General features: G+C 61.2%; 6 protein-coding genes. 5 read left to right on the top strand and 1 reads right to left on the bottom strand.

Annotated features, from left to right (window positions below):
* The first annotated feature begins 147 nt into the window (after positions 1-147).
* Positions 148-822: a hypothetical protein gene (locus L2D00_06700; protein ID WBQ14362.1), complete on the top strand. Its 675-nt coding sequence runs from the start codon at positions 148-150 to the stop codon at positions 820-822.
* A gap of 95 nt (positions 823-917) precedes the next feature.
* Positions 918-1,091, top strand: a complete 174-nt coding sequence (locus L2D00_06695) for a hypothetical protein (GenBank protein WBQ14361.1) — start codon at positions 918-920, stop codon at positions 1,089-1,091.
* 519 nt (positions 1,092-1,610) lie between these two features.
* Here L2D00_06695 and L2D00_06690 read toward each other — a convergent pair.
* Positions 1,611-2,962, bottom strand: a protein-coding gene (locus L2D00_06690; GenBank protein WBQ14360.1) for an IS3 family transposase whose coding sequence is annotated in 2 segments (ribosomal slippage) — positions 1,611-2,624 and positions 2,627-2,962 — 1,350 coding nt in all. Because the reading frame shifts where the segments join, the coding sequence is not laid out codon by codon here.
* A 269-nt stretch (positions 2,963-3,231) separates the two neighbouring features.
* Here L2D00_06690 and L2D00_06685 point away from each other — a divergent pair.
* The 3 genes from L2D00_06685 to L2D00_06675 all read left to right on the top strand — a co-directional run bounded on the left by L2D00_06685 (position 3,232) and on the right by L2D00_06675 (position 8,243).
* A complete protein-coding gene (locus L2D00_06685; GenBank protein WBQ14359.1) occupies positions 3,232-4,251 on the top strand; it encodes a hypothetical protein in 1,020 nt (339 codons plus the stop codon).
* A gap of 259 nt (positions 4,252-4,510) precedes the next feature.
* A complete protein-coding gene (locus tag L2D00_06680) occupies positions 4,511-5,362 on the top strand; it encodes a cobalamin-dependent protein (GenBank protein WBQ14358.1) in 852 nt (283 codons plus the stop codon).
* Positions 5,363-5,972: 610 nt separating this feature from the next.
* Complete coding sequence (locus L2D00_06675; GenBank protein WBQ14357.1) at positions 5,973-8,243, top strand: TonB-dependent receptor; 2,271 nt, start codon at positions 5,973-5,975, stop codon at positions 8,241-8,243.
* Positions 8,244-8,255 lie beyond the last annotated feature (12 nt).

The following is an 8,255-nucleotide window of genomic DNA, read 5'->3' as shown; positions in this document are numbered from 1 at the left end:
GGGGGGGCTGAAACAATACCGAGGAACAACCCCATGCACTGTAAGCTGAGGGCGCGCCGAAGGGTGTTGCGCAGGTGCAAATATGTGTTATAAATGCAACAGCTTGCATCGTGAGCGCTGACGTCTGAGCGAACAGGAGCCCCAATCGTGGCCTCTAATATTTCCCCCGACAGGCCAGACCCCGTCATCGCCAAGGCCAATGACAACGGCGCTGTTCAAATTACTGTCAATGAAGCTGCCAAAGCCCAGAATGAGGCCGGCACGCGCCAGAAGTTCCAGGCGCTGGGATCGGATCTGGGCGCCGTCCAGACCCGGTTCACAAACGATGTGATTGCCACACTCTGGATGCCCAAGGACATTAGCCCCGAGGATTTTGCGGCCAGGGCAAACGCAGCTTTGCTGATTTTCGCGCGACTGGCGCCGCGCGACGAGGCCGAGGCCATGCTCGCCGTCCAGATGGTCGCCGCCCATAATGCTGCGACTGAGTGCTATCGGCGATCCATGTTAGGCGGCCAGACCATTGAGGGGTGCGAGCTGGGCCTCAAGCACGCTGCGAAAATGTCCGCGCTCTATGACAAGCTGCTGGCGTCCTACGACAAGCGCCGCGGCAAGCGTGACCAGACCGTCGTGGTCAAGCACGTCACCGTCAAGGATGGCGGACAGGCGATCCTGGGCGACGTGCATACTCATGCGCCGTCAGATCATCCCGGCCGCAAGGCGCTTGAGCGAGGCGATGACAAGACCCTGGATGGTGACGCATTCAAGGCCGAAGCCGAGCGCGACACGACCGCGCGTTCGCGCCAGACACGTCAAGACCCCTGATGGGAAGCGATCACCCGCGCAATACCGGCCCCATGCGATCAGCGCCGCGCTGCGGCGCCCGTACGCGCAAGTGCACGCCCTGCCAGGCGCCGGCCGTGACGGGCAAAAAGCGCTGCCGCATGCATGGCGGAGCGGCGGGCTCGGGCGCGCCCAAAGGCAATACAAACGCCCTCAAGCACGGCTGGTACTCCAGAGAGGCCAGAGAGATGCGCCGCGAGGTCAATGCCATCCTTCGCAAGGGCCGCGCCACCCTGAAACAGCTCAAATAGCGCCAGGTGTGGCCGTGAGGCGATAATCGCCTCGGCGAGGTTCGCCTGCACGAGGGGGCGCTGTTCGAATGCCTCAGGCGCTCGCCGCGTGACCGCGGCAGTCAACAGCCAGCTCTGGTTCAATTGTGCTGCGCGGCTTTCAGGTCAACCAAAGGCGTTGACATTTGGACATGGTTTTCGATTGATGAAGGCACGGCCTTGTTGGCGTGTGGGTATCTGTAGTGGGGGGGTGCGTTGAAAGGTCTCAAAATCTTTGTTGTTTCTCTGTCGGCTGTCAGCCTTGCTGCCTGCGACAATGTTCTGTCTACGCTGATGCAGTCCGAGGAGGCCGGCATTCTGCCTGCGCACAATGAGCCTGCGCAGGGCAGCATTCCGCCTGTACAAACTGACACGGCGCAAACCGGCGCGCCACAAACAAGTCTGTGCACCGATTTCGTCAGACACTGTCCGTCGTCAGAACATTTGGCACAGATGGGATCGTAGATTAGTGGAGCATCGGCCTCGTCTGGTTGGTTGATATTAGGCGGCGTGCTTTCGGTGTTGCAAGCGTCGATGTTCGATGGTCTGTCGCTTGATCCTTTCACGCTCTTTGATGATGGCTGGGGCCCTGCCGAAGTAGGCGTCGGCGGGCGTCACGTTGTTCAGGCTCTCGTGGTAGCGTTGGTGATTGTAATGTTCGACGAACGCTTCGATCTGGGTCTCAAGATCGCCGGGCAGGAAGTAGTTTTCCAGCAGGATGCGGTTCTTCATGGTCTGGTGCCAGCGCTCGATCTTGCCCTGCGTCTGGGGATGGAACGGCGCACCGCGCACATGGCTCATACGCTGGGCCTCGATGTATTCGGCGAGCTCGCCGGCGATGTAACAAGGGCCATTATCCGACAGAAGGCGCGGCTTGTGATGGACGTTCACCTGGTCGCAGCCGGAAGCCGCGAGAGCGAGGTCCAGCGTGTCGGTCACGTCCTCGGCCCGCATATTGGTGCAAAGCTTCCAGGCGATGATGTAGCGCGAGAAGTCGTCGAGCACGGTTGACAGATACATCCAGCCCCAGCCGATGATCTTGAAGTAGGTAAAGTCGGTCTGCCACATCTCGTTCGGCCGGGTGGTCTTGGTGTGGAACTGGTCGGCGGCCTTGATCACGACATAGGCCGGGCTGGTGATCAGATCATGGGCCTTCAGCAGGCGATAGACCGTCGCCTCCGACACGAAGTAACGCGTCTCGTCGGTGAACCGCACAGCCAGCTCGCGCGGGCTCAGCTCGGACTGCTCCAGCGCCAGTTCGATAATCTGGTCATGCATCTCGGCGGGGATGCGGTTCCACACCCTGCTTGGCGCTGATGGCCGGTCCTCTAGCGCTTCAGGTCCGCCTTCCAGATACCGGTCATACCAGCGATAAAAGGTCCGACGGGCTATACCCAGCTTGTCGAGCGTGACCTTGGCAGGCAGGTGCGACTGCTCGACGATCCTGATGATCTCGAGCTTCTCGGATGCGGGGTACCTCATGCGTCGTCCTCCCCATCCGCGATCATGCTTTTTTTGAGCAGACGGTTCTCCAAGGTCAGATCAGCCACGCATTCTTTCCGGTCACGCGCCTGATGGCGCAGGTCCTTGACCTCGTCACTGGTGGCAGCACGCGCCGTGTCGCCCGCCAGTCGGCGCTTGCCAGCCTCCATGAACTCCTTCGACCAAGTATAATAAAGGCTCTGGGCTATGCCTTCCTTGCGGCACAGCTCGGCGATGCTGTCGTCACCGCGCAGACCTTCCAGAACAATGCGGATCTTGTCTTCAGCCGAGAAGTGTCGCCGGGTCGCTCGGCGAATGTCCTTCACAACGGTTGCAGCAGGGGCTTTGGGCTTTGTGGATTTGGAGCTCATCTTCGTTCCTTCGTCACTGCGACGAGACCCAAATCCTCCTTAAATCACAACCCCAAACCTGTGCCATAGGTGCTGACGGGGGACAATGACCTGTTTTGCCCTGACAGGCCTTTTGCGTAGACAGGCCGAAACCAGGCCGTTTCGACAGGGCAGCCTCGATCCGGGTTGAAAGAGCTTGAACCAGGGCCTGCGTCGGGCAAGCTGTGTTTCGAAGGGGTTGCTGCTCTGAGTGTGGACTGGCGCGGCTACCTCACGTCCGGGGAACAAACATGATGAGGAATTTACCGCTCAAGCTGGCCATCGCGTTGATCGCTTCATCGCTATTGGTCAGCATCGCCTCCGCCGAAGGATCCACCAAGGCTCAATCAGGCGCGGCAGGCGCCCATACAATCGCGCTTGCGGCCGCCACGAAAGCCTCTCTCAGCTCTTCACTTGGCGGGCTTGCTGCCGGCTTTGACACGCCTTTCAGTTGGGTTCAGTCGCCAATCAATGTTCCCGGGCTCACGCATCACATCTTTCACAGCGCGCTTCTGGGAGAAGATGTCTCTATCCAAGTGCTTGTTCCACCTGTCTACCACGCGCGGCCCGACAAACGCTTCCCGGTGCTATACTGGCTGCATGGGGGCGGCGGAGGCCGGCAGGGCATACGTCCGCTGTCGCGCATGTTTGCTTCGGCCATGCGTGACGGTCTGACGGAGCCTTTCCTCGTCGTGTTCATAGAGACGCCGCCACTGAGCCTGTGGGTCGACGCTTGCGAAGGCGCGCCCGTTGAGTCCCTTGTCGTGCGTGAACTGGTCTTATTCGTGGACGAGACGTTCCGCACCCGTGCACAGGCCAGCGGCCGTTGGCTTGAAGGCTTCAGCATGGGCGGCTTTGGCGCCTTGAGGATGGCCTTTCTGTATCCGGATATGTTTGGTCATGTGTCGAGCCTGGCTGCAGGCCCGTTAAGCCCAGATCTCAGCAATGCGCCGCGACTGCGAAGAGGCGCTGAGGATGCTACAGCCCTCCTTGATGATCTTTATTGCGGCGAGCTTGCCCGCTATCAGGCCGCTCACCCTTGGGCGTTGGCCGAGCAGGCTGCGCAGTCAAACACGCGACAGCCCACCCTGCGGCTCGCCATCGGAGAGCATGATAACTCGCTGCCCAACAAAATGCGCTTCCACGAGCATCTGGTGTCGCTGGGGATAGAGCATAGCTTTATCGTCGTGCCGCAGGTCGGCCACCGCCCGCTACCGCTTATGGAGGGCCTTGGAGAGGCAAGATGGGCATTCTACCCACACCATCACTGAGGCGCCCGGGCGCAGTTCCAGATCGTATTGGGGCCTGATCGCATTGCGAAGTGCGCTCATGACGCCCGGCGCCGTGGGTGTTTCGAGTTGAGAGCGCTGCGATGCTTTTGATGCCGTGAATGACAAGATTGCATGCGGTCTGAGGGCGCGGTTTATTCTCTGACAGCGCCGCATTTCCCTATATTTTATAAGGAAATGCGGCGTCGATTAACCTTGACACAGCCGGGTCGGTGCGGTGGGCTTACGGTCACCGCGCACGATGGACTGGCGCGGTTTTGATCGGGCGCGCAACCACATGGGCAAACCTGAATTCGCATTCGATAATGACACATTCTTGCGCGCGTCGTCGCTCTTTGTCGCCAAACGCGACCGTCTCACTGATGATGCGATCCAGGCCCTGGCCTTCGATACGCTTAGCCGGCTTGCCGACAAGGCCCTTCGAGATCCAGCCTTTGAGGCCAAGCCGGTCGGCGATGTGTTGCTGCAAGAGTTTTGTGAGGCTCTGCTCGAGCCGCAGCCGGATAAATCCCTTGCCTTCATCGAGCAGCAACGCGCCCTCGGCCTGACGCGTCTGGGTGTTTATCTGGGCTATATCAGCGCCGCAGCTCAGTGGCTCGGAGAGCAGTGGCAGGACGATCGCCTCTCAAGCTACGAAGTGGCGAGCGCAACAGGTCACCTCTACGCGCTCATGCGCGCCATGCGCGCCGAGCGTCCTGATTTTGCCCGTGACGCCCGGCGCAGTGCACTGTTCGCCACTGTCCCTGGCGAAGACCATGGCGTCGGCATCACCCTGGCCGCCGACCTGTTCCGCGAGACGGGATGGAAGATCGATCTTCAGCTGGGCGCAGATCACGACACGCTTCTAGCGCATGTCGAGGCGACGCAGCCTCACATTATCGGCCTGTCATTCAGCAGTCAGGAGCGGTTGGAGGCGCTGGTCCGCCTTGTGGTCAATCTACGCCTGACCACGCCACAAGCGATCATTGGCGTGGCGCCGCCGCGTGGCACAGACGAAGAGGCGCTGCGCAATTGCGTCGATATTGATCTGGTTTTTAATGACGCACGCAGCGCCTGCGCCGAGCTTGATGACCTGATTCAGGCCCGGCGCTGAGACTACAACGAGGTCAGACCTCACAGCGCGATCGGGTACAACGTCCCGGCCGACCTGCATAATCACTGCGGCATGGCCAGCCCGCCGCCGTGATCAAAGCCGGAAAACTCCAGCTTCCGGCGATCCAGCGTTGGGGCTCAGTGCAAATCAACCCCGGACTCTCGCTTCGGCTGGATGAAAAAACGGGGGTCACGTCAAGGCCAGGCGCGGCGCATCAACGCCATCGAGGCGGTCGTCAGTGATGTCACTGAAGCGGCGGCGTGGGCCGTGATGTCGCTGGGAGCGACGACGCGCAGTGATCACGCCGGACAAGTGTGCACGCGAACGCCAGCGCCTCGCAGGCCGTTCATGGATCTGCGCAAGAGCGCCCGCGTGGCGCGTCTGGCACCGCGGCGATAGACGCCAGAGCCCGGCCGCGCGCCGCCCACAGCCCACCACCTGCCGCCAGGCGTCTGGCGCCTGGCGCGCCCATTGCCGGCCGCGCGCCGCGCATGGACTGGCTGGCGCGTTCGCATTTCGGCCTGTCACCCAAATTTGAATTTACAGTCACGCCTGGGTCACAGATCAAAAGTACGGACAACGCATCCATTATTCTGGAAAGGGGCTGTCCATGCGTTTGTCGGGTGTCTTCGGTTTGGCATTTTCGCTCATGTCCACCGTCAGCGGTGCGGCGCTGGCTCAGCAGGCGCCTGAACGTGCTGACAGTGAAGACGTGATTGTGGTCACGTCCCAGTTCCGCCCCCAACCCCTCCAGGACGTGCCGCTGCCGATCAGCGCCATCACCAGCATCCAGCTGGAAGAGACCCGCATTGAGAACCTCAACCGGCTTGCCGACCTGGTGCCTGGCCTGGAGGTCTTCGAGCAGACCATCCAGAACCCGTCCATCATCGTGCGCGGCGTGGACTCAGGCGGCTCAAGCGCCAATGTCGAAAACCGCGTGTCGGTGTTTTACGACGGTATCTCCATCGGCCGCGCCCAGGGCGCGCTGATCGAGCTTTTTGATCTTGAGCGCGTTGAGGTGCTCAAGGGACCTCAGGGCACGCTTTACGGTCGCGGCTCGACGGCCGGCGCGCTGGCCGTCGTCAGCGCACGCCCCCGCTTCGACGAGACGTCGGGCGAGCTGTGGGCGGGTCTTGAAAACTATAACGGTCACCGCTTCGGCGGCATCTTCAATGTGGGCGTCAACGATCAGCTGGCGCTGCGCGGCGCGCTGACGCGGCGTGTGCGCGATGGCTTCATCCGCAATCTGGCCACTGGCGACACGAATAATAACCGCGACATGCTGGCGGCCCGGGTCAGCGGCTCGGTGCAGATCACGCCCGACATCACGGCCACCTTGATCTTGAATGGTCAGCGCGACCGCTCAAACAGCAATGTCTTTGCCAGCATCACCATCCCTGTTCCCGGCGCCAACTTTGACCAAGAAGGCGACAACACGCCCTGGAACCCCAGCCCGCTGCAGACAGATCCCTTCGGCCCTGCATTCCAGGAGCTGGGCGACCGCGCCTTCCTCGAGCGCGACGTTGCCGGCGCCACGTTTCTCGTGGAAGCGGATCTGGGCGACTGGTCCGTTCAGTCCATTTCCGGTTACCGCTACCTGAAGTCGGATGACTTCTTCGACGTGGATGGCTCCTACCTCTTTATCGTGAACGGGCTTGAGGACACGCGCCTGCGCCAGTGGTCCACCGAAGTGCGCGCGGTCTGGGACAATGGCGGGGCCTTCTCCTTCATTGGCGGCGCCAGTGTGTTTCAGGAGCACACCGACTACACCATTTACCTTGAGTATGATCCGCTGGCGATCATCACGATTGTCACGCCCGGCACCCCCTTCACCGGCCGTCCCATCAATCCGGTCACGCTCCAGCAGAACCTCCTGCCGCTGCCCTTCCCCAGGTTCGCATCTGAGTCGGGCTACACGCGCAATGATACGCTGAGCTACTCGGCCTATCTTGATGGCACCTGGCAGATGAATGACGCCATCCGGGTGTCTGCGGGCCTGCGCTACACCTATGATGACAAGAGCCTCCTGGGTGAGCGGCCGGTCACCAATTTCGGGATTTTCTTCCCGTCTCCCGGACCGCAGCGCGCCAGCCGTTCAGAAAGCTTTGAGGCGTTTCAGCCCCGCCTGGTGGTCGACTGGCGTCTTGCGCCCGGCGTGCTGACCTATGCCAGCGTCACGACGGGCTATCGTTCGGGCGTTATCCCCGATCCCGGCACGAACCTGACAGCCCCGGTCGTGGAGCCTGAATTTGTCACCAGCTACGAGCTGGGCATGAGAACCGAAACCTTTGATCGCCGCCTGCGGCTCAATGGCTCGATCTTCCGCTACGACTGGACGGACTTCCAGTCTCAGGTTCTCGATCCCCAGACTAATCTGTTGATCGCGGCCAATGCGGGCGAGGCGTCGGCTCTCGGCGCAGAACTGGAAGGCGATCTGCGCCTGACGCAAAACGTGTCGCTGTTCGGCAATGTCAATCTCATGGACGCCACATACGACGACTTCGTCAGCGGCGGCCAGGATTTCTCCGGAAACCGGCTGGTATTCTCGCCCCGCTTCCGCGGCACGCTGGGCGCCTCTTTCAATGTGCCGGTGGGTGCTGACTGGAACCTGAGAGCCAACGGGTTCTACGTGTACCGGTCGAAGCAGTTCTTCTCCAACGACAACACGGCGCTGGAAAGCCAGGACGGCTTTGGCGTGATGAACCTCAACGTCACCCTGTCAGCGCCTCAAGACCGCTTCGAACTGTCTGTGTTTTCTCAGAACCTGTTCGACGAGCGCTACATGGGTGATGTCGGCAATACCGGCCGCGCCTTCGGCACACCGACCTGGGTGCCGGCCCAGCCGCGCGTATACGGTTTTGAGATCCGCACCCGCTTCTAAGTCAGGACTTGA

This window comes from Hyphomonadaceae bacterium BL14 (genome assembly GCA_027627705.1).
Taxonomy (GTDB): domain Bacteria; phylum Pseudomonadota; class Alphaproteobacteria; order Caulobacterales; family Maricaulaceae; genus Oceanicaulis.
The sequence above is the reverse complement of the archived record's forward strand: the minus strand, read 5'-3'. Positions and strand labels throughout refer to the sequence as shown.

Excerpts from the sequence above, each read along its gene's own strand:
- L2D00_06685 (WBQ14359.1), top strand. The coding sequence starts at position 3,232 with ATGATGAGGAATTTACCGCTCAAGCTGGCCATCGCGTTGATCGCTTCA.
- L2D00_06680 (WBQ14358.1), top strand. The coding sequence starts at position 4,511 with ATGGACTGGCGCGGTTTTGATCGGGCGCGCAACCACATGGGCAAACCT.
- L2D00_06675 (WBQ14357.1), top strand. The coding sequence starts at position 5,973 with ATGCGTTTGTCGGGTGTCTTCGGTTTGGCATTTTCGCTCATGTCCACC.